At 63.0% G+C, this 18,872-nt stretch carries 18 protein-coding genes and 1 rRNA gene; 11 read left to right on the top strand and 8 right to left on the bottom strand.

What is annotated here, in order from left to right; genetic code table 11:
- Nucleotides 1–38: 38 nt before the first annotated feature.
- Both HMPREF1022_RS14935 and HMPREF1022_RS14930 read left to right on the top strand, forming a co-directional pair.
- Nucleotides 39–884 carry a 1,4-dihydroxy-6-naphthoate synthase gene (locus HMPREF1022_RS14935; RefSeq protein WP_009303798.1) on the top strand — a complete coding sequence of 282 codons (846 nt, stop codon included), beginning with the start codon at nucleotides 39–41 and terminating at the stop codon, nucleotides 882–884.
- A gap of 484 nt (nucleotides 885–1,368) precedes the next feature.
- Nucleotides 1,369–2,799: an MATE family efflux transporter gene (locus HMPREF1022_RS14930; RefSeq protein WP_008686007.1), complete on the top strand. Its 1,431-nt coding sequence runs from the start codon at nucleotides 1,369–1,371 to the stop codon at nucleotides 2,797–2,799.
- A 353-nt stretch (nucleotides 2,800–3,152) separates the two neighbouring features.
- On the opposite strand, the gene HMPREF1022_RS14925 is transcribed toward HMPREF1022_RS14930, so the two are convergent.
- The 5 genes from HMPREF1022_RS14925 to HMPREF1022_RS14905 all read right to left on the bottom strand — a co-directional run bounded on the left by HMPREF1022_RS14925 (nucleotide 3,153) and on the right by HMPREF1022_RS14905 (nucleotide 8,267).
- The gene (locus HMPREF1022_RS14925; protein WP_009303795.1) at nucleotides 3,153–4,697 is read right to left on the bottom strand and encodes a response regulator; all 1,545 of its coding nucleotides are present in this window, start codon (nucleotides 4,695–4,697) and stop codon (nucleotides 3,153–3,155) included.
- Nucleotides 4,698–4,928: 231 nt separating this feature from the next.
- A complete protein-coding gene (locus HMPREF1022_RS14920) occupies nucleotides 4,929–5,336 on the bottom strand; it encodes a hypothetical protein (protein ID WP_008686005.1) in 408 nt (135 codons plus the stop codon).
- 221 nt (nucleotides 5,337–5,557) lie between these two features.
- Complete coding sequence (locus HMPREF1022_RS14915; RefSeq protein WP_008686004.1) at nucleotides 5,558–6,175, bottom strand: bifunctional nuclease family protein; 618 nt, start codon at nucleotides 6,173–6,175, stop codon at nucleotides 5,558–5,560.
- Entirely contained in the window at nucleotides 6,169–7,518 is a 1,350-nt protein-coding gene (miaB, locus tag HMPREF1022_RS14910; RefSeq protein ID WP_009303792.1) for a tRNA (N6-isopentenyl adenosine(37)-C2)-methylthiotransferase MiaB, read from the bottom strand. The genes HMPREF1022_RS14915 and miaB overlap by 7 nt, the downstream gene beginning before the upstream one ends.
- A gap of 374 nt (nucleotides 7,519–7,892) precedes the next feature.
- Nucleotides 7,893–8,267 (bottom strand): hypothetical protein, encoded by a 375-nt coding sequence (locus tag HMPREF1022_RS14905; protein ID WP_008686002.1) that lies wholly within the window; start codon nucleotides 8,265–8,267, stop codon nucleotides 7,893–7,895.
- A gap of 220 nt (nucleotides 8,268–8,487) precedes the next feature.
- Between HMPREF1022_RS14905 and HMPREF1022_RS14900 the strand changes: the two genes are divergently transcribed.
- Entirely contained in the window at nucleotides 8,488–9,066 is a 579-nt protein-coding gene (locus HMPREF1022_RS14900; RefSeq protein ID WP_008686001.1) for a hypothetical protein, read from the top strand.
- Nucleotides 9,067–9,464: 398 nt separating this feature from the next.
- Here HMPREF1022_RS14900 and HMPREF1022_RS14895 read toward each other — a convergent pair whose 3' ends face one another.
- On the bottom strand, nucleotides 9,465–9,743 hold the full coding sequence (locus HMPREF1022_RS14895) for a DUF5334 domain-containing protein (protein ID WP_008686000.1): 279 nt from the start codon (nucleotides 9,741–9,743) through the stop codon (nucleotides 9,465–9,467).
- A 65-nt stretch (nucleotides 9,744–9,808) separates the two neighbouring features.
- Here HMPREF1022_RS14895 and moaA point away from each other — a divergent pair, with 65 nt between their 5' ends.
- The 7 genes from moaA to HMPREF1022_RS14860 all read left to right on the top strand — a co-directional run bounded on the left by moaA (nucleotide 9,809) and on the right by HMPREF1022_RS14860 (nucleotide 15,687).
- Nucleotides 9,809–10,822, top strand: a complete 1,014-nt coding sequence (gene moaA / locus HMPREF1022_RS14890) for a GTP 3',8-cyclase MoaA (RefSeq protein WP_008685999.1) — start codon at nucleotides 9,809–9,811, stop codon at nucleotides 10,820–10,822.
- Nucleotides 10,823–10,827: 5 nt separating this feature from the next.
- On the top strand, nucleotides 10,828–11,241 hold the full coding sequence (locus HMPREF1022_RS14885) for an EamA family transporter (RefSeq protein WP_008685998.1): 414 nt from the start codon (nucleotides 10,828–10,830) through the stop codon (nucleotides 11,239–11,241).
- 313 nt (nucleotides 11,242–11,554) lie between these two features.
- The gene (ruvA, locus tag HMPREF1022_RS14880) at nucleotides 11,555–12,166 is read left to right on the top strand and encodes a Holliday junction branch migration protein RuvA (protein WP_008685997.1); all 612 of its coding nucleotides are present in this window, start codon (nucleotides 11,555–11,557) and stop codon (nucleotides 12,164–12,166) included.
- A 41-nt stretch (nucleotides 12,167–12,207) separates the two neighbouring features.
- Complete coding sequence (gene ruvB, locus HMPREF1022_RS14875; protein WP_083823339.1) at nucleotides 12,208–13,182, top strand: Holliday junction branch migration DNA helicase RuvB; 975 nt, start codon at nucleotides 12,208–12,210, stop codon at nucleotides 13,180–13,182.
- 13 nt (nucleotides 13,183–13,195) lie between these two features.
- The gene (locus tag HMPREF1022_RS14870) at nucleotides 13,196–13,858 is read left to right on the top strand and encodes a YczE/YyaS/YitT family protein (protein WP_147568308.1); all 663 of its coding nucleotides are present in this window, start codon (nucleotides 13,196–13,198) and stop codon (nucleotides 13,856–13,858) included.
- A gap of 156 nt (nucleotides 13,859–14,014) precedes the next feature.
- On the top strand, nucleotides 14,015–14,380 hold the full coding sequence (locus HMPREF1022_RS14865; protein WP_008685992.1) for an ACT domain-containing protein: 366 nt from the start codon (nucleotides 14,015–14,017) through the stop codon (nucleotides 14,378–14,380).
- 77 nt (nucleotides 14,381–14,457) lie between these two features.
- On the top strand, nucleotides 14,458–15,687 hold the full coding sequence (locus HMPREF1022_RS14860) for a metallophosphoesterase (RefSeq protein ID WP_009303785.1): 1,230 nt from the start codon (nucleotides 14,458–14,460) through the stop codon (nucleotides 15,685–15,687).
- Nucleotides 15,688–15,762: 75 nt separating this feature from the next.
- Here HMPREF1022_RS14860 and HMPREF1022_RS14855 read toward each other — a convergent pair whose 3' ends face one another.
- On the bottom strand, nucleotides 15,763–17,712 hold the full coding sequence (locus HMPREF1022_RS14855; protein WP_009303784.1) for a heavy metal translocating P-type ATPase: 1,950 nt from the start codon (nucleotides 17,710–17,712) through the stop codon (nucleotides 15,763–15,765).
- On the bottom strand, nucleotides 17,705–18,136 hold the full coding sequence (locus tag HMPREF1022_RS14850) for an ArsR/SmtB family transcription factor (protein WP_009303783.1): 432 nt from the start codon (nucleotides 18,134–18,136) through the stop codon (nucleotides 17,705–17,707). The genes HMPREF1022_RS14855 and HMPREF1022_RS14850 overlap by 8 nt, the downstream gene beginning before the upstream one ends.
- 634 nt (nucleotides 18,137–18,770) lie before the next feature.
- Between HMPREF1022_RS14850 and HMPREF1022_RS18705 the strand changes: the two genes are divergently transcribed.
- Nucleotides 18,771–18,872: ribosomal RNA gene (locus HMPREF1022_RS18705) — 16S ribosomal RNA — on the top strand; the annotation flags it as partial.

Genomic DNA, 18,872 nt, shown 5'->3' with positions numbered 1-18,872 from the left:
AAGCCCGCCCGGCGTGCGCTGTCAATGTGAGGGAAAAAATGTCCGCCCCTATGTCTGAAACGCTCTCCCTGGGCCTTTCGCCCTGTCCCAATGACACTTTTATTTTCCATGCCCTGCTGCAGGGCCTGGTGCCCGCGCCCGTGGCCTTCAGGCCGCATCTGGCCGATGTGGAGGAACTCAACGGCCTGGCCCGGCGCAAGGAACTGGATGTGACCAAGATGTCTTTGGGCGCGGCCGCGCGGATCATGGACGATTACGCCCTGCTGGCTTCGGGCGCGGCCCTGGGCTGGGGCTGCGGCCCGCTGGTGGTGGCCCGCGAAGCGCTGCCGCCGGAAGCCTGGGCCACGGCGCGGGTGGCCGTGCCCGGCCTGCTGACCACGGCCAATCTGCTGCTCACCCTGCACGGCGGCTTTCAGGGGCCGCGCCGGGAAATGCTTTTCAGCGAGGTCATGCCCGCCGTGGCGCGCGGCGACGCGGACCTGGGCGTGATTATCCACGAGGGACGTTTCACCTATCAACGCATGGGCCTGACCAGGATTCTGGATCTGGGGGAATGGTGGGAAGGCGCGTTCCACGTGCCGTTGCCGCTGGGAGCCATCGCCGTGCGCCGTGACGTGCCCCCGGCAACGGCCAAAGCCGTGCAGACGGCCATAGCCGGGAGCCTGCGCTACGCCCGCGCCCATCCCGAGGCCTCGCGGGATTTTATCCGCTCCCACGCGCAGGAGCTGGACGACGCCGTGACCCGGGCCCATATCGAAACCTTTGTCACGGACTACAGCCTTGATCTAGGCGAGGCGGGCCGGAAAGCCATTGAGCTGCTGGTGGGCCGCGCCGCCGCCCTGGAAGGACGACGGATTCCCGACGAAGGGTTGTTTTTGCGTTAGGACCTGTTAACGGTATGTCTTTTTGCCCGCCTGCTGCGTCAGATTTTCCCTGCTTTTTCGGTCGAGTACCAGATCGCTGCTGTCCTCATTCGTAAGCAGCTTCGCTGCAACGACGGAGTCAAGAGTACACTCCCTTAAAGCGGGTTTATCTTCCTTGCAGGCGAACAAAAATTCCATAGTGTTAACAACCCCAGAGGGCTTCTTCTGAGAGCGTCTTTTGCCTCTTGGGCCGTGCCTGAGAGTATTTGATACTTGAACTGTTCTGATCCGTCTTTTGGGAGACGGTCCCGGAATTTGTCCCGCAAAGCGCCTTCGGACAAACCGCCCCATCCGCATGGCCTGACAAGGCAATGCTCGTCATCGCCCTGTGGAGCCCTGTGGATCTCGCCCGATTTTTCACGGCAGGCGCGGACTGCGGCGCATTGCCGCCGACAGGCCGGAGCGCCGGCCGGAAAGTACACTTTATTTTTCAGAGGCCCCGCATATGAGCCGACGCTTTTTTTCCTGGACCGAGGCCCGGCGTTTCTACGCCATCGGTCTGCCCATCTTTATCGCCCAGCTTTCCCAGGTGGGCATGAACTTCGCGGACACGGCCATGACCGGCCAAGCCAGCGCCGAGGATATGGCCGCCGTAGCCGTGGCCGGTTCCATCTGGGCGCCGCTTTCCCTTTTGGGCCTGGGCAGCCTGTTCGCGCTGCCGCCCCTGACCGCCCAGATGGTGGGCGCGGGCGACCGCAACGGCGCGGCGCATCTGCTGCGCCAGGGCATCTGGCTCACCTGCGGCATCAGCGTGCTGTTCATGAGCCTGTTTTACGCCGTGTCCTGGCACATGGCCGCCTTCGGTCTTGAGCCGGAGCTGGCCCGCCTGGCCGGGGGCTATCTGCGGGCCATTCTCTGGGGCATGCCGGGCTTCATGCTTTTCGTCAACCAGCGCAGCTTCCTGGAGGGCTTTTCGCGCACGCGCCCGGCCATGATCATCGGCATGCTGGGCCTGACCTTCAACGTGCCCTGCAACTATGTGCTGATTTACGGCAAATTCGGCCTGCCCGCCCTAGGCGCGGTAGGCTGCGGCGTGGCCACGGCGCTCTGTTACTGGTTCATGGCCCTGGCCATGTTCTATTACCTGCGCCGCGACCCGCAGTATCGGGATCTGCACCCCATCTACGCGCCTCTGTTTTCCCGGAGCGCCGCGCGCCAAAGGGACGGTTCCGCCCCGGACTATCCACGTTTCGACCCGGCCTTGATTCTTCGTATCCTGCGCATCGGCCTGCCCAGCGCTCTGGCCTTGTTCTTTGAAGTCTCGCTTTTTGCCGTGACAGCCATCCTGCTGGCCCCACTGGGCACGGTGGCCGTGGCCGGGCATCAGATCGCCACCAACTTCAGCACCCTGATGTTCATGTTTCCCCTTGCGCTGGGCATGACCGCCACCATCCGGGTGGGACACTGCCTGGGCGCGGACAAAATGGAGCAGGCCCGGGTGGCCGCGCGCACGGCCCTGGGCCTGAGCGTGCTGTTCGCTCTGGCTATCGCCGTCTGCACGGTGGCCTTCCGTTACGGCATTGTGCGGATTTACAACGATGATCCCGTGGTCACGGCCCTGGCCGCGCATCTTTTATTCTACGCGGCCTGCTATCAGGTGGTGGACGGCCTGCAAACCGTGGCTCTGGGCGTCCTGCGCGGCTATAACGACACGCGGATCATCAGCGTGATCTGCTTTCTGGCCTACTGGGTCATCGGCCTGCCCCTGGGCTTTACCCTGGCCCGCACAAACTGGATCGTTCCGGCCATGGGCCCTGCGGGTTTCTGGATCGCCTACATTACGGCGCTGAGCTTCGGGGCCTGCTGCTATCTCTGGCGGGTGCGTTTTCTGCACCATCTGGGGGATGCGGCCATTCGGGCGCGCGTGCGCCGTTAGGGGCTGTTTTTAAATTGTCCTTTCGGCCCTCTGCCTGCGTCAGGCTCGCCCCGTGCGAAGGCCGGATCTGTTTGAATATGTTCCCTCAGCCCAGGACTCGCCTTGCTTTAGCCCCAGGCGAGCTTGTGAGCCGTACGGATAAGGGCGGCAATTGGTTGCGCAAATGTGATCCGGGGAAATTGCTGTCGCTATCCGTAGCGGTGCTGTCCTTATCTGTACGCCGCCCTGCGGCTACAGCTAAGGCAACACGGTTTCGCCGTGAACGGCTCAAGCAAGCCTTCGGCGCGGCAACGGCTTGCGCCCTTGGCGGAGAACGAAAATCCCGATTTAGAAATAGCCCCTGGAGTTGAGCTTTACTTCTTGTCGCGGCGGGCCAGCTTCCAGGTCAGCTTCATGACCGAAAGGAATTCATTGAGTCTGGGGCGGCCCGTGAAGAGCCCGCTGGTGGCCTCGGCTTCACTGAGGGGAGACAGAATCCCGGCCTGATCCGGCGAACCGGAACGGTTCGCGCCGCGTCCGTTCGCTCCTGCTCCGGGCCGGTCGCCGCCGGGCGGCGGAAGTTCGTCCAGGCCCAGATCCAGGGCGGGGCGGGAAGCGCCTTCCTCCGGCGGCATGACGCTGGTGGCAATAATCCGGCTGGTGCGCGCCCGGCCCGCTGCCGGAGATTTGGGCGCCGCCTGTTCCAGAGTCTCTGTTTCCGGCGTCTCCACCTGTGCCTCGGTTGCCGGTTTTGTTTCGCTTTCCGCCGTGGCTTCCGGAGCGGGCGCGGCTTCTGTTTCCTCCGCGTCTTCCTTCTGCCCGGCCAGCAGGCGCGACACTTTCCACTGCCGTTCCGCCGCGGCTTGGCGGCGGCGGTTTTCCTGCTCGCGGACCAAGGCTTCCAGGCTGTCGCGAATGTCGTCGCTCAGGCGGTTGCCCCGCGCGCCCATGGCGCGCCCCAGACTGGCCTCCAGATCCCGCAGCATGCGCTCGGGCTCGTCTGCGGCCAGGCAGGTCTGGGCGATCTTGTCGCAGACTTGGGCCTTGGGCGTCACTTCGAAACCCTGGGCCAGGGTGTCGGCGGCCTCGTCGTACAGGCCCTGGCGCATGAGCTGCCGGGCTTGGCTGAGGAAGGGGTTCTTGGCCGTGGGATCTTCCTGAAGCAGGCGGGCGTAAGCGGCGCGGGCGCGGTGCCAGCGCCGGGCGCGCACGAAAGTGGCGGCCGCCTTGGCCAGCCAAGCGCGGAAGCGCGAAAGGTCGCCCTTGCCTTTCCAGGCCACGGCCATGCCCAGCTCCGCCTCGCCCTTGATCTGGGCGTTGCGCAAAGCCCGTTGAAAGGCATTGATGGCGTTGTTCCAGCGGTTCTGCTGGAGGCACTGCATGCCCACGCGGAAATAATCCTCGGGCTGGCGTACGGGCTTGAGCAGTATGCCGTAGGTCGCCACGGCCGCGTCAAAGGCCTTGGTGTCGGTATAGCGCGCGGCTTGCTGCAATTGCGTCAGGCGGGGCTGCGAGGCGGCGAGCGTGACCAGCTGCTCCTTGAGCGAAGTCACCGAATAGGGCCTGCCTAGCAGTGCGCTGGCGCCGCAGCCCAGGGTTCTGAGCTGCTCCACTTCGCTGTCATTGGGCAGGATCAGCAGGATGGGCAGGGCCAGCAGGCGGGGATGCAGACGCAGAATAGCGCAGAATTGTTCACCGTCCATATCCGCCAGTTTTTGGCCGCAGACGATGATGTCCGGCTGGAAGCCCTGGCTGTCCGTGGCCAGGCCCGCCAGAATGCGGGCCGCCTGGATGCCCGAGGTCATGACCCGGATCCGGGCCACGCCCGCGTCGCGCAGGGCGCGTCTGTCCAGAGCGGCGAGAGCCTCGCTTTCGCTGAGCAGAAGAACGCCGGGCAGGCTGCTGTTTCGGCTGGTCATGGGGTCTTCCTTGCATACACGAAAGGCCACGGCGCCACATCGGCCGCCGTGGCCTTTACCTTATACATATAGTATAGCCGCTTTTGTCGTCCGGCAAGTGCCGGACCCGGCTTTTTCGCCGCCTGTTCTCGCGGGGCTTCGGCTCCGCAAGTTTGTCTACGGCTTCTTGCCGCGAAACGCGGATAAACCGGCTTTGCTCGCCGCAAACGAGCACTTCAAGCGTTACATGCTCTATCTGGCGAAGGGAAGTATTCGGGCCTGGCGGCCGGTAAAAGGCTCGCCAACTTCGGCCATGATATTGATGCGGCTCTTGTAATCGGCATTGCAGTAGGGGCAGCTCAAGCCTTTTCTCTGTTTTTCCAGGCGTATCAGACCGCCTTCGCTTTCATAACAGTGCGGGCAGAACGGTCCCTGTTTAACCCCGGCGGTGCGCAACCAGTAAAAACCGTTTTCCTCATAGAGATTTTGGGAGAGGTAGAGAATATCCTCAAGGGTTTGCAGCCGGATTTTGAGCATGCTCATTTCATCGCGCAGGGCGATGCAGCGCGACTGCATTTCCATGAGCAGGCGGCGGGCTTTTTCCGGCTGGCCGGAGGCGAAGAGGTCGTTGATTTCTTTAAAACGGCGGTAATCCAACATAGTTTTTTCCATCCGTGGTATGCCCTGCCTATCGGAATATAAGGGTAAAATCTTTAGGGACGGCTATGGGACGGGAGTCTGATAAGTCTAAAATAAATAATTATATCAATATATTAATATTTGAAATTTTCTAGAAAAAAACTAGTATTGGTGGGGTAAGGGCATATGGCGCGGCCTGGCGAGCCGGAAAGGGCGCGCGGAAAGCGGCGGAGGGGGCGGCCTTACATTTTACGGCGGGAAACAGGGTCCAGGGAGCGCAGAAGGTCGCGGAATTTCTGGTCCTCTGTAGTGTCATCCTCTCCGGGCAGGCTGCCGTGGCGGCTCAACAGGCCGTTGAGCATGTCCACCTCTTTGCGCGCGCCGGCCTTGCGCACCATGTCCGTGGCCGCGTCGGCGGGCTGGACCGGCGGGCTCTCCTCGCGCAGGCGCTCTTCAGCTTTGCTCTGGGCTTCAGCCGAGCGGCGCAGCACATCCGGATTGACCAGGATGGACGCGCCCGCCCGCAGGGCCAGGGCAATGGCGTCCGAGGGGCGGCAGTCCACGCGCACCCGGCCTTCAGGGCCGCGCAGCACCAGCAGGGCGTAGTAGACGCCGTCCTTCAGGTCTGTGATTTCCACGTTGACCAACTCGGCCTTGAGCGCGCTGATGCTCATCAGCAGCAGGTCGTGGGTCAGGGGGCGGGGCAGGCGCTCATTGTTGAGCACCAGGGAAACGGCCATGGCCTCCATGGCTCCCACCCAGATGGGCAGCACCACATCTCCGTCCATCTCCCGCAGGATGACGATGGGCGTTTTGGTCTGGGGATCAATGGTCAGGCCGAATACGCGCATTTCTACCATATATCACCCGCCCGTCGGGCCATGAGGCTGTGCTTCTTGGCTTCAATGATGCGCACCGGCACCATGCGCCCGGTATGGTCCGCCTCCGGCGGCAGGGCCACATGGACCAACGCGCCGTAGGGATCGCGCCCCTGCCAGCTGCTTTCCCCGTCCGGGCCATCCTTGCGGCTTCTGCCCTCGATGAGCAGGCAGATTTCCCGGTCCACGCGTGCGTCCAGCCAGCGCTGGCTGAGCCGATCCTGCAGGGCCTGAAGGCGCAGCAGACGCTCCTGCTGGACTTCAGGCGGAATTTTGTCCGGGAAAAGCGCGGCCCGCGCACCGGGGCGGTCCGAGTAACAGAAGGAAAAGCTGGACATGAAGCCGCAGGCTTCCATCATCTCCAGAGTCGCCTGAAAATCTTCCTCGCTCTCGCCGGGAAAGCCCACAATCAGATCCGTGGAAAGAGCCAGATCCGGTCGGGCTTTGCGCAGGCTGTCCACCAGTTCCAGAAAGCCGCGCCGGTCGTATCTGCGCCGCATGCGCGTGAGTACCGCGTCGGAACCGGCTTGGAGGGGCAGGTGCAGACGCGGGCAGAGCGGGGCCAGTTCCGCGAAGGCGGCCACGTCCTCCAGACCCATGTCCTTGGGGTGCGGAGTCACGAAGCGCAGGCGTTCCAGGCCGGGCAGGGCGGCCACTTGGGCCAGCAGTTGAGCGAAGCTCACGCCGTCGCCGCTCTTGTCGTGCCCGAAGGCGTTGACGTTCTGGCCAAGCAGGGTGATTTCGCGCGCGCCCTGGTCCAGGCGGGTCCGGCATTCGTCCAGAATGGCCGGGGTGGCGCGTGATTTCTGGCGGCCTCGGGTGAAGGGCACGATGCAGTAGGCGCAGAAATTGTCGCAGCCCTGCATGATGTTCACGTAGGCCACCGGGCCGGAGGGGCCGTCCGCGCCTGGCTCGCGCTCCACGTAATGGCTGGTGAAGTCCAGCAGGGAAAGGCGCAGATCCGGTTCGGCCAGCAGGCGCTCAATGGCCGCGGGCGCGCCGCTGATGCCGTCGCTGCCCGCCACCAGGCGCACCTGGCTTTCACGTTCGAAAAAGGCCGTGCCCAGTTGCTGGGCCACGCAGCCGGCCACGGCCACCAGCACGCCGGAATTGCCGCCCGTGACCTGGCGTATCCGCCCCAGCGCGCTCATGACCTTTTGTTCCGGTTTTTCGCGCACCGAGCAGGTATTGACCACCACCACCCCGGCCTCTTCCAGCGGCGCTTCCGTGAAACCGCGCGCCGTGAGGGCGCGCGCGAGCCACAGGGAGTCGTGCACGTTCATCTGGCAGCCGAAGGTGATGATATGGAAACTTTTTTCAGTCATGGTCGCACGTTTGCCAGGGGCTGTTTCTAAATCAGGATTTTTGTTCTCTGCCAAGGGCGCTGGCCGCTACCGCGTCGGCGGCTTGCCTGAGCCGTTCACGGCGAAGCCGTATTGCCTTAGCTGTAGCCGCAGGGCGGCGTACAGATAAGGACAGCACTGCTACGGATCAAGACAGCATCACTACGGATAGCGACTGCAATTTCCCCGAATCACATTTTGCGTAACCAATTGCCGCCGTTATCCGTACGGCTCACAAGTTCGCCTGCGGCTAAAGCAAGGCGAGTCCTGGGCTGAGGGAGCATATTCAAACCCGACCGTCGCACGGGGCGAGCCTGACGCAGACAGGGGGCGAAAGGACAGTTTAGAAACAGCCCCTACTGTTCAATGCCCGAGTCCGTATCGTACATGTCCGGCGGCCCTTCCTCTTCCAGGGCGGCCACCCGGTCTTCCAGCCATTCCAGAACGGCGCGGGCCGTGTGGTAATTAAGCAGCACGCGGCTGTGGATATGGCGGGTGACCCCGCGCTGCTCGTCATCCTCGGGCGTGATTTCGTGGCCGATGGAGCCGTCCGGCGCGATCAGCCGCTCGGAATAGGCGGGCAGACAGTCGCTCTCATGGTAGAAATTCATCTCGATTTCGCCCTGGGGGTTGATCCCCCCCCAGACGCCGTGGGCTGTCTGCAGGCGGGCTTCGGGCGCCATTTCATATTTGTAGCGGATTTTGGAGGGCGGAGCATCGTTTTTGTTCATGGAAGTTCCTTTTGATGAAAGGTCGCCGGAATACATGCGCCCCATAAATACGCAAGGCGCGTGGGGAAGTAAAGCCGACGCGCCCCGGCGGATTGTCCGCGCCCGCGCTCTTGACGATGCCCGTCCCTTGGTTACAATAGCGTGAGAGGGCGTGCCCGCAGTCAGCCGCTTCCGGCACGCTTCGCACTCCAATCCTGTCCTCTTTTTTTAAGGAGATCCTGTGAGCGAGACCAGCATTGCCGAGCGTCAGATCCAGCCGTATTTCGACATGGAAGCCTTCATGAACATGAGCCGGGAAACGCGCTTGGGCGGAGCCGTTCTGGAACGACTTGTGAAGCTCTGGGGAGAATGGCTGCCGGAGCTGAAGGCGTACGAAGTGGGCACGGGCAAGATTTCCTATCTGGCGATCTGGCTGCCGGAGAGCGTGGAACAAGCCGTGGATGAAGCCTGGGGCAAATCCCCGTCCGACGGCTTTCTGATCAATAACCTGGCCCAGTTTTTGTGCATGGCCGCCGTGCAGGAACTCTTGCCCGAGGTGGAGGACGGGGGCTGCGCGCCGTCGCCGCGTCCCACGTCGGCGCTGCGCGAGGTCCTGGCCGGTCTGGGGCTGCCCTACAAGAGTGAGGAATCATCCCTGCTCAGCCGCCGCTACGCGGTGGTGACCCATTTCCCCTTCCGGGGCGGCTGTGAGATCTGCCACATGCAGAGCCACTGCCCCAAGGGCCAGGGGCAGACCGAAAGCGCCGGCATACTGCTGCCGGGCTATGAGCGGGAAGAAGAGGAAGAAGGGAAAAGCTAGAGCAACTTCAATGTGGAATTGCTCTAGCGCCGCACACGGCGCGGCGCGAAGACCGACACGACGGGCGGCCCGTAGGGCCGTGCCTGTAGCCCAAAGGGCATACAGGCATCAAGAGCAACGCGGCGTGGATTCCGGCGAAGCGACCGAAGGCATCCCGAAGGGCTTCCCCGTTGGCGACAACAGAGTCATACGGGGATCGACAGCAACTATAACCGCGTTTTTCGCCAGAATGCCACCGTTGGAATGCTCTTAAGGACGCGCTGATTAATGAAGATGTTTGTTCTCTGCCAAGGACGGGGAACTCCGGGCGCAGGGCGTATATTCAAAACATATTCAACCTTCGCACGGAGTGGGCCGGACGCAGGCAGAGGGCAAAAAGGCCGTTACTCAGTGTTTCCCTAACGGCCTTCCATGACCAGGGTGCGCTTGAGCCCCTTGGGCGTGCGCACCACCACCTCCACCGTGCGGGCGTTGCGGGTCACGGTTTCCACAAGGCAGGTCTGGCTGGTGTCGGTATCGTAGTTGCGGACGTCCACTGTGTCGCCCTGGGAGGGCAGCCTGTCGGGCGTGATTTCCACAAGGTCGGTGGTGGCGGCGTCAAAGCCGTCCCAGGCCAGAACCGTCAGCGGCACAACCAGGCAGCCCGCGATGGCCGCCCAAAGCAGCAGGTGTTTCATGCAGGCAGATGTAAATCCATTTCGCGTTCTTGGCAACTGGCCACTTCCGGGCGGCGGGGAGGCTTATGCGCGCCTTGCATGACGGCCACGGCCGCAGCGTGCGATATCTGCGCCTTTCAGTGACGGACCGCTGCAATCTGCGCTGCCTGTACTGCCGCAGCAACGCCAAACAGCGCTGCATTCCCCATGAGCAGGTCCTGCGCTATGAGGAAATGGCGCGCATGGTGGGCATCGCCGCTTCCCTGGGCATCGGCAAGGTGCGCCTGACCGGCGGGGAGCCTTTTGCCCGCAAGGGGTGCGGCCAGTTCCTGGCTATGCTGCACGCGCGTTTTCCGGACATGGATCTGCGCGTGACCACCAACGGCACCCTGCTGGAGCCGCATATTCCCCTGTTGAGGCGGATCGGCGTGAGCGCGGTCAACCTTTCCCTGGACAGTTTTGACCGCGAAACCTTCGCGCGGGTCACGGGCCGGGACCTGTTACCCCCGGTATTGGCCGCGCTGGATGGCCTGCTGGCCGCGGGCGTGCGGGTGAAAATCAATGTGGTGGCCATGCGGGGCGTCAACGACGGGCAGATGGACGATTTTGTGCACGCGGCCCGGACCATGCCCCTGGATCTGCGCTTCATCGAATTCATGCCCATGGGCAGCGGCACGCTCTGGAGCCCGGAAAATTTCTGGTCCGCTGACGACATCCGGGAGGAAGCCGCGCGCCGCGCGCGCCTGATTCCTGTATCCCCCGACGAGCCCGGCGCGGAGGCCGAATCCGGCCCGGCCCGCATGTACCGCATTGAGGGCGGCCAAGGGCGGCTGGGCTTTATTTCGCCCCTGACCAATCATTTCTGTCTGACCTGCAACCGCCTGCGCCTGACCAGTGAGGGGGCATTGCGCACCTGTCTGTTCGCGGACAAGGAATACCGTTTGCGCGGCCTGCTGCGCCATCCCCGGATCACGGACGAGATCCTGGCGGGAGTGATCCGCCGGGCCTGCGCGGACAAGCCCGTGGGCGCGGATCTGCTGCGCGCGCGGCGCGCGGGCGCGGCTGTGGCGGACAGGCAGATGGTGGGCATCGGAGGCTGACGCCCATGTGGAGTGTCTATGCCGTTGGCGCCGCCTTCTTCGCGGCCCTGACCGCCATTTTTGCCAAACTCGGCGTCGGAAATGTGGATTCCAACCTGGCTACGGCCATCAGAACCAGTTTCATCCTGGTGCTGACCTGGGGTATTGTGCTCTGTACCGGCGCGGCCAGAGGCCTCAGAAGCCTTGACGGCCACACGCTGTTTTTTCTGCTGCTTTCGGCCCTGGCAACGGGGCTTTCCTGGCTGTGTTATTTCAAGGCCATGCAGCTGGGCGACGTTTCCAGGGTCGCGCCCGTGGACAAGCTCAGCGTCCCCCTGGCCATGATACTGGCGATGGTCTTTCTGCACGAGCCCGTCAGCCTGAAGGTTATTGCGGGCGGTCTGCTGATCACCGCGGGCTCCTTGTTGCTTCTGTTCTGAGCCCACCTCCGCTGCCCGTGGAATCCGGGGCCGGAAACGGGAGCTCTGTGCAGGGGACTTGCCAAAACCATTGTTTTGCATTCATTTAATGCGGTCCCCACGCCCGCATTGCGGCCGCGCTTCTTAGAGCAATTTCACTTTGAAATTGCTCTGCTGACGCGAAGGCGGCAGCCGCCACGAAGTGGCGTGGATTCTGGCGAAAACCACGTTTTTCGCCAGAATGCCAACTTTGAACTTTGTAAAATTTCAAAGTTAATCTGCTCTGGGGGCGCGCGGCTTTTGCCGTGAGGTGGGACCTTAATCCGAGAGTTGTATGATCGCCTATCTTGAAGGACGCCTGGCCGAAACCTGGGGCAATGCCTGCCTCATCGTCACTGAAGGGGGCGTGGGCTATGAAGTGGCCCTGCCCGCCCATACGCTGGCGGCCCTGCCCGACCGGGGCGAACAGCTGGCCCTGTACACGAGCCTTGCCGTGCGCGAGGACGCCTTGGAGCTGTTCGGCTTCGCCAGTTTTGAGGAACGCCAGACCTTTGAGGTGCTGGTGTCCATTTCCAAGGTGGGGGCGCGCACGGCCCTGGCCATCCTGTCCATTTTCCGGCCCGACGATCTGCGCCGTCTGGTGCTGGAGGACGACGTGCTGGCCCTCACGCGCGTGTCGGGGATCGGCAAGAAGACGGCCCAGCATGTTTTTCTGGAGCTCAAGTACAAGCTCAAGGTTGAGGATGTGCCCCAGGCCGCCGTGCTGGCCGCCTCCGGGCGGCCCGGCTCGGTCTTCCGGGATGTGCTTGATGGCCTTGCCAATCTTGGCTATGCCGAAGAGGAATGCGCGCCTCTGGTCAAAAAGATCCTGCATGAAGAGCCGGATCTGGATGTGACCGGCGCGCTCAGGGCCGCGCTCAAGGCGCTGGCCAAGGGGAGATCGTGATGGCGGAATGGGATGGGACGCCGCCGGGGCCGGAGTACGGCATGAGCGCCCCGGACTCCGGAGCGGGTCTGGACGAGAGCGTCAGGCCGCGCAGTCTGGACGATTTCATCGGCCAGGATGAATTGCGCGCCAACCTGCGCGTCTATCTGGACGCCGCGCGGGAGCGGGGCAAGGCCTTGGACCATACCCTGTTTTACGGCAATCCTGGCTTGGGCAAGACCACGCTGGCCCAGATCATGGCTTCCGAACTGGGCGTCAATCTGGTCTGCACCTCCGGGCCGGTGCTGGAACGCAGCGGCGATCTGGCGGCCATTCTAACCAATCTCGGCCGCCACGACATCTTGTTTGTGGATGAAATCCACCGCATGCCCATTGCCGTGGAGGAAGTGCTCTACCCGGCCATGGAGGATTTCAAGCTGGACCTGGTCATCGGCCAGGGCCCGGCGGCCCGCACGGTGAAGATCGACCTGGAACCCTTTACCCTGGTGGGGGCCACCACGCGCATGGGACTGATTTCCTCGCCCCTGCGGGACCGTTTCGGCATTGTGGCCCGACTGGAGTACTACAGCCCCACGGATCTGGCCCGGGTGGTGCGGCGCACGGCGCGCATTCTGGGCGTGGAAGTGACCCCGGATGGCGCGGAGGAGATCGGCCGCCGTTCGCGCGGCACGCCGCGTATCGCCAACCGCCTGCTGCGCCGGGTACGGGATTTCGCCCTGATTCGCGGCAACGGGCAGGTCACGGGCGGGGAGGCCACGGCGGCCCTCAAGCGCATGGACGTGGACGAGCACGGCCTGGACCAGATGGACCGCAAGCTCCTGGAAGTGCTGATCACCCACTATGACGGCGGGCCCGTGGGCATTAAAACCCTGGCTGTGGCCTGCTCCGAGGAAGTGCGGACCATTGAGGACATTTATGAGCCCTATCTGATTCAGTGCGGCTTTCTCAAGCGCACCCCGCGCGGCCGCATGGCCACAGCCAGGGCTTATAAGCATTTGAAGCTGCTGCTTTCCTGAAAGACTGGCCTTTATGAAGAAAAAAGAATTCGTTCGACGTTACATGGGTTTTTGCTTTGCATCTTTTGTCATGGCCCTGGGCATCGCCCTGGTTACCAATTCAAATCTGGGCACTACACCCATCACCAGCCTGCCGTATGCCCTGGGGGCCATTTTCACGCTCAGCCTGGGCACGGCCACCTTTCTGCTCAACCTGCTGTTCGTGGCTTTGCAGAAGGTCCTGCTCCGGAAGGAATTCTCCCCGGCCCATCTCCTGCAACTACCGGCGGTGCTGCTGTTCAGCGTGTTCATCGACATCTGCATGTGGTTGACCAGACCTCTGGTCACCGATGTCTACCCCCTGCAGATTCTGCTCTGCCTGACCGGCTGCGGCGTGCTGGGCCTGGGCATCAGCCTGGAGATCGTCAGCAATGCCACAGTGCAGCCCGGTGAGGGCATCGTCATCGCCATTGCCTACCGCGCCCGTAAAATTTTCGGCAACATCAAGGTGCTCTTTGACCTTTCCCTGGTTGCCCTGGCCGCCGGTCTGTCCTTTGCCGTACTGCACAATGTGGTGGGGCTGCGCGAGGGCACGGTGATCGCCGCCGTGCTGACCGGCTTCTGCGTGCGCTTCTTTTCCCGCTGGACCCGGCATCTGACGCCTTTTTTCCACTGCCGGAAACTGATCCGGCACTAGAGGCTGTTTCTGGAGCATTTTGCGCTTGAAGTTATCGCTTAACGGCGAAGTGAATTCACCTTGCGATAATTTCGCGGTGCGGGTTTTCACGAAAAATCCGCACAGAGCGTTAAGATATTTTTAATATCAAAACGCTCTAAACAGACGGGAGTCGGGATGATCATCAAGGTTCTGGACGGGGATTTTTCCGTCTGCCAACTCGGCGGCCCGGAAGGCATTTCCTTTGCGGACGATTTCCTTTTTCTGGGCAAGACGGATCAGGAACTTTCCCTGGTCTGCCGGAGCGAAACAGCGCCGGACAATGCCCTGGCCCGTGAGGACGGCTGGAAAGCCTTCCGCATCGAGGGGGCGCTGGATTTCTCTCTGGTGGGCGTGTTGGCGGAACTGGCCGGATTGCTGGCGCGTCGCGGCATCAGCATTTTTGCCGTGTCCACCTATGCCACGGATTACATCCTGGTGAAGCGGGAGAAATTCTCCGAAGCTCTGGCCGCCCTGGAACAAGCTGGCCACGGGTTGGTTTGAACGTGTTGTTGTTCCCAGCCTCCGGCCGGACCCTAATCCACCTCTGATCCTGCCCCCGCCGAGGAGGCCGCACTGTGATGCTCTATCTGCCTGCCGCATTGCTTTTCCTATATCTCTTTTTCCGGCTGGTGCTGCCGTCGGGCCTGAGCCGCGTGGGTAAGGCTGCGGCGGCAGTCGCGCTTTTTCTCGCTTCGCAGGAGCATCTTTTGAACGGTCTCTTTTTCGGGGGACTGTCCGCGCCCGATCTGCCGGCGTGGGTGCTGATGCTCCAGGGCTGGCTGTTTACCAGCCTGCTTTTTCTCTTCGTGCTGGTGCTGGTCCGGGATGTTTTCTGCCTGGGCGTCCGGCTCGTGCGTCTGGCGAGGCGCGCCTTGTGGCGGGACAAACGGCAAGGCCCCGCTTTTTCCGTCGGCAGAAGGCGTTTTCTGACTTCGGGCCTGGCCGCCGCTCCGGCTTCCGTTCTGGGTCGCGCTTCTCTGGCCGGGCTGGTTTTGGCCCCTACGGCCTACGGGGTCTATGAAGCCGTGGCCGTTCCCCAGGTCCGCCAAAGGGAAGTCGTCCTGCCCCGTTTGCCCGAAGCCCTGGACGGCCTCAGGCTGGCGCAGATCAGTGACTTGCATATGAGCCCGCTGCTGGGCAAGGATTGGGTCAGGGCCGTGGTGGACAGGGTCAACGCCCAGGCTGCGGATGTGGTGGTTCTGACCGGCGACATCGTGGACGGGTTGCCCGCGGCGCACGCGGAGAGCGCGGCCGAGCTCCGCCGGTTGCGCGCCCGGCACGGCGTGCTGGCCTGCGCGGGCAACCATGAGTATTACAGTGGATTCAAAGCCTGGACGGAGATTTTTTCCGATTTGGGCATCACCATGCTGTTGAACGGCCATCAGGTGCTTGGCATACGCGGCCGGGAGCTGGTGCTGGCCGGCGTCACCGACCCGGTGGCCGCCCGCTTCGGCCTGCCCGAACCGGACCTGGCTACGGCCCTGGCCGGGGCGCCGGACAGGACGGCGCGCATTCTGCTTGACCACAGGCCGGGCAATGCCCCGCGCAATGCCCGGCAAGATGTGGATTTGCAGCTCTCCGGCCATACCCACGGCGGTCACGCGCCGGGCTTGAGCGCCCTGGTGGCCCTGTTCAATCATGGGTATGTGCGGGGTTGGTACCGGGTTGAGGGCATGCCTCTGTATGTCAGTTCCGGCGCGGGGCTCTGGAACGGCTTTCCCCTGCGCGTGGATGTGCCCTCGGAAATCGCGCTTGTCACGCTGCGGCGCGGTCCGGCCGGGGCCGCCCCAGCGGGGAGCCGGATGTGAGGCCGGATATGAAGAAAGGGCGGGGACCAAAACCCCCGCCCTTTTCCACGCAAACCGTCACGGCCGTGGCCGCGCTCAGATCCGCCCGGCGCGGGAAGCGTTGAGCACGGCCAGCAGAGCCACGCCCACATCCGCGAAGACCGCTTCCCACAGGCCGGAAAGGCCCACAATGCCCAGCCCCATGAACAGGCCCTTGATGCCCAGGGCCAGGACGATGTTTTCCCAGACAATGCGCCGGGTACGCCGGGCGATGCGCAGAAGTTCCGGCAGGCGCTGGGGATTGTCATCCAGAATGACCACGTCCGCGGTTTCAATGGCCGCTTCCGAACCCAGGCCGCCCATGGCCACGCCGACTCCGGCGGTGGCCAGCACGGGCGCGTCGTTGATGCCGTCGCCCACCATCAGGGTCTGGCGCGTGGGGCCCAGGGCTTCCAGGGCGCTGGCCTTGTCCTCGGGCAGCAGGTCGGCCTTGAGCACATCCAGTCCCAGTTCCTTGGCAACGGGCCTGGCCTGGCTCTGGCGGTCGCCGGTGAGCATTGCCAGCACATCCACGCCCAGGCGGCGCAGGGCTTCCAGCGCGCCGGGAGCCTGCGGCTTGATCCGGTCTGAAACCACCAGCGCGCCCAGCGCGCGGCCGTCGCGGGCCACCTGCACCACGCTGCCGGGCATGTCCACGGGCAGCGGCGTAATATTGCGGGCCTCCAGCAGAGCCGCGTTGCCCGCCAATACTTGCGCGCCGTCGGCCGTCACTTCCACGCCCTTGCCCGGAATTTCGCGCATGGCGCTGACGGCGGCGTCCTTTTCCGTGCCCAGGCCCGCCGCCAGGGCCGCGCGCAGCACGGAGCGGGCGATGGGGTGATTGGAACGGCTTTCGGCCAGGGCCGCGACGGACAGCAGTTCCTCGCGGCTGACGCCGGGCATGGGCAGTACGGCATTGACCTCGAATACTCCCTCGGTGAGAGTGCCGGTCTTGTCAAAGGCGGCCACGCGGATGTCGCGCAGATTGTCCAGCACCGCGCCGCCCTTGATCAGGATGCCCCGGCGCGAAGCCGCGCCGATGCCGCCGAAGTAACCCAGCGGAATGGAAATGAGCAGGGCGCAGGGGCAGGAAATGACCAGCAGCACCAGGGCGCGGTAAATCCACTCCTGAAAGCTCCCCAGGCCGAAGAGCGGCGGCAACACGGCCACCAGCAGGGCCAGGCCGCTCACCGCCGGAGTGTACCAGCGTGCCAGGCGGGTGATGAAGCGTTCGGTGGGGGCCTTGCGGGCCGCCGCGTTTTCCACCATTTCCAGAATGCGGGCAATGGAGGATTCCGCAAAGGGAGCCGTGACTTCCACGGTCAGCGCGCCGTTGAGGTTGATGGTCCCGGCATGGACCTGTCCGCCGGGGGAGAGGCGCACGGGCACGGACTCACCGGTCAGGGGCGAGGCGTCTACCTGGGATTCGCCTTCCAGCACTGTGCCGTCCAGGGGAATTTTTTCGCCGGGCCGGACCAGAATGCGGCTGCCCGGTCCCAGGTCTTCGGGGCTCACGTCCCGTGTGGCGCCGTCGTCCAACAGCTCGTGGGCCGTGGTGGGCCGGGCCGCCAGCAGAGCCTTGACCGAACGGCGTGAGTTGCCCGCGGCGCGTTCCTGCATGAATTCGCCGATGCGGTAGAAGAGCATCACGCCCACGGCTTCGGGCAACTGGCCCAGGGCGATGGCCGCGATGGTCGCGCCGCCCATCAACGTGAATTCATTGAAGATATCGCCACGCATAATATTGCGCAGCATCTGGCGGAGCACGTCATAGCCGCACAGGGCGTAGGGCAGCACATAGCAGAGGGTTGACACCAGCCAGGACGGCAGAAAGGCTTCCAGGCGCGTGTCCACCAGCATGCCCACGGCGAAAAGCACGGTGGAAACGCCCATGAGCAGCAATTCCCGGCGCTCGCCGCCGGACGTTTCATGCTCGTGCCCATGATCGTGGTCTGAGCAGGCGCTGCAGGAGCAGCGATGTTCCTCAAGGGGGCAGCTGTTACACATGGCTTTTTCTCCCGCTGTGGGTAGGTTGGTTTTCCGCGTCTTCAGCGCCGCAAGTGGCGGCGGGAATGTGCTTTTGTTCCAGAAAGGCGTGAATGTTCTTGTTGTGGAATATGCCCGGCAGGGCGGCGGCGTCCTGCAATATCTGCGGGTTGTCGGCCAGTTCCTTTTCCAGCCATGCCAGGGCGTCGCATACGCTGGGCGTGGGGTTTTCCGGCAGGCGGTAATAGACCCAGCGTCCTTTCTTAATGTTCTCAATGAGCCGGGCCTGCCGCAACAGGAAAAGATGCTTGGACGTGGTGGACGCCGCCAGCCCCAGCAGGGTGGTGATTTCGCAGACGCACAGGGGGCGGTGGCGCAGGGCCATGAGTATCCGGACGCGGCTCTCGTCCCCCAGGGCGCGGACCAGGTTGAGAAAGGTGAACATGGGTTTCTCCGTCATCATCCCGGCTAAGCTGGTGCTGTCCGGTGTTTGCAGATGAATATCCTTTTCAATTCGTTCTAAAGCGAAATATAGGAGGGGTGGATTTGAATGTCAAGCATGTTTCGCCAGATGACGAAATATTTGGGGGCGCACTCGGCGTGAAGTAATGGTGTGGGGGAGAGGGCAAATTCGGGCGACTCTGAGGAGGATGAAAGAGTAACTTGATCAAGAGAAAGGATATAAGGGGCCGCTCGGTATGCCATTGGCAGTGAACCTGGACTAAGTATAGTTTTCCGCAAGCCGTTGCCGTGCGTGGCTTTGCGGTGATATTCCGGGTAGCCTGGCAACTTTTTTACAAAAAAGCGTTGACAGATGAGGGGCGGATGGATATCTTCCACTTCCCGCGACTGAACAACACGTTTTTGGGCCTTTCGAGGCACGGCGAAAAAAACTTTGCCGGAACGAAAAAAGTTGTTGACACAGCCAAGGGGATGGTGCATAAATCTGCACCGCGCCGCTGAGAAGAGCGGCAGGGGGCGGAGGCCCTCGGGTGGTTCATTGACAAGTGAATAGCGAGTGGGAAGAAAGAGTCTTTGAGATTCTGATTTCTGCCAAGCAGGAATCTTGATACAGATTTGAACTGGAGAGTTTGATTCTGGCTCAGATTGAACGCTGGCGGCGTGCTTAACACATGCAAGTCGAACGCGAAAGAGGCTTCGGTCTCGAGTAGAGTGGCGCG

It is taken from the genome of Desulfovibrio sp. 6_1_46AFAA (genome assembly GCF_000224635.1).
In the GTDB taxonomy this organism is placed as follows: domain Bacteria; phylum Desulfobacterota; class Desulfovibrionia; order Desulfovibrionales; family Desulfovibrionaceae; genus Desulfovibrio; species Desulfovibrio fairfieldensis.
The sequence above is the reverse complement of the archived record's forward strand: the minus strand, read 5'-3'. Positions and strand labels throughout refer to the sequence as shown.

What these genes read in the sequence shown, in the direction of transcription:
- miaB (WP_009303792.1), bottom strand. Translation starts at nt 7,518, where the DNA reads ATGACTGAAAAAAGTTTCCATATCATCACCTTCGGCTGCCAGATGAAC.
- HMPREF1022_RS14850 (WP_009303783.1), bottom strand. Translation starts at nt 18,136, where the DNA reads ATGTTCACCTTTCTCAACCTGGTCCGCGCCCTGGGGGACGAGAGCCGC.
- HMPREF1022_RS14865 (WP_008685992.1), top strand. Translation starts at nt 14,015, where the DNA reads ATGATCATCAAGGTTCTGGACGGGGATTTTTCCGTCTGCCAACTCGGC.
- ruvA (WP_008685997.1), top strand. Translation starts at nt 11,555, where the DNA reads ATGATCGCCTATCTTGAAGGACGCCTGGCCGAAACCTGGGGCAATGCC.
- HMPREF1022_RS14925 (WP_009303795.1), bottom strand. Translation starts at nt 4,697, where the DNA reads ATGACCAGCCGAAACAGCAGCCTGCCCGGCGTTCTTCTGCTCAGCGAA.
- HMPREF1022_RS14860 (WP_009303785.1), top strand. Translation starts at nt 14,458, where the DNA reads ATGCTCTATCTGCCTGCCGCATTGCTTTTCCTATATCTCTTTTTCCGG.
- ruvB (WP_083823339.1), top strand. Translation starts at nt 12,208, where the DNA reads ATGAGCGCCCCGGACTCCGGAGCGGGTCTGGACGAGAGCGTCAGGCCG.
- HMPREF1022_RS14885 (WP_008685998.1), top strand. Translation starts at nt 10,828, where the DNA reads ATGTGGAGTGTCTATGCCGTTGGCGCCGCCTTCTTCGCGGCCCTGACC.
- HMPREF1022_RS14870 (WP_147568308.1), top strand. Translation starts at nt 13,196, where the DNA reads ATGAAGAAAAAAGAATTCGTTCGACGTTACATGGGTTTTTGCTTTGCA.
- HMPREF1022_RS14920 (WP_008686005.1), bottom strand. Translation starts at nt 5,336, where the DNA reads ATGTTGGATTACCGCCGTTTTAAAGAAATCAACGACCTCTTCGCCTCC.
- HMPREF1022_RS14935 (WP_009303798.1), top strand. Translation starts at nt 39, where the DNA reads ATGTCCGCCCCTATGTCTGAAACGCTCTCCCTGGGCCTTTCGCCCTGT.
- HMPREF1022_RS14915 (WP_008686004.1), bottom strand. Translation starts at nt 6,175, where the DNA reads ATGGTAGAAATGCGCGTATTCGGCCTGACCATTGATCCCCAGACCAAA.
- HMPREF1022_RS14930 (WP_008686007.1), top strand. Translation starts at nt 1,369, where the DNA reads ATGAGCCGACGCTTTTTTTCCTGGACCGAGGCCCGGCGTTTCTACGCC.
- moaA (WP_008685999.1), top strand. Translation starts at nt 9,809, where the DNA reads ATGCGCGCCTTGCATGACGGCCACGGCCGCAGCGTGCGATATCTGCGC.
- HMPREF1022_RS14855 (WP_009303784.1), bottom strand. Translation starts at nt 17,712, where the DNA reads ATGTGTAACAGCTGCCCCCTTGAGGAACATCGCTGCTCCTGCAGCGCC.
- HMPREF1022_RS14905 (WP_008686002.1), bottom strand. Translation starts at nt 8,267, where the DNA reads ATGAACAAAAACGATGCTCCGCCCTCCAAAATCCGCTACAAATATGAA.
- HMPREF1022_RS14895 (WP_008686000.1), bottom strand. Translation starts at nt 9,743, where the DNA reads ATGAAACACCTGCTGCTTTGGGCGGCCATCGCGGGCTGCCTGGTTGTG.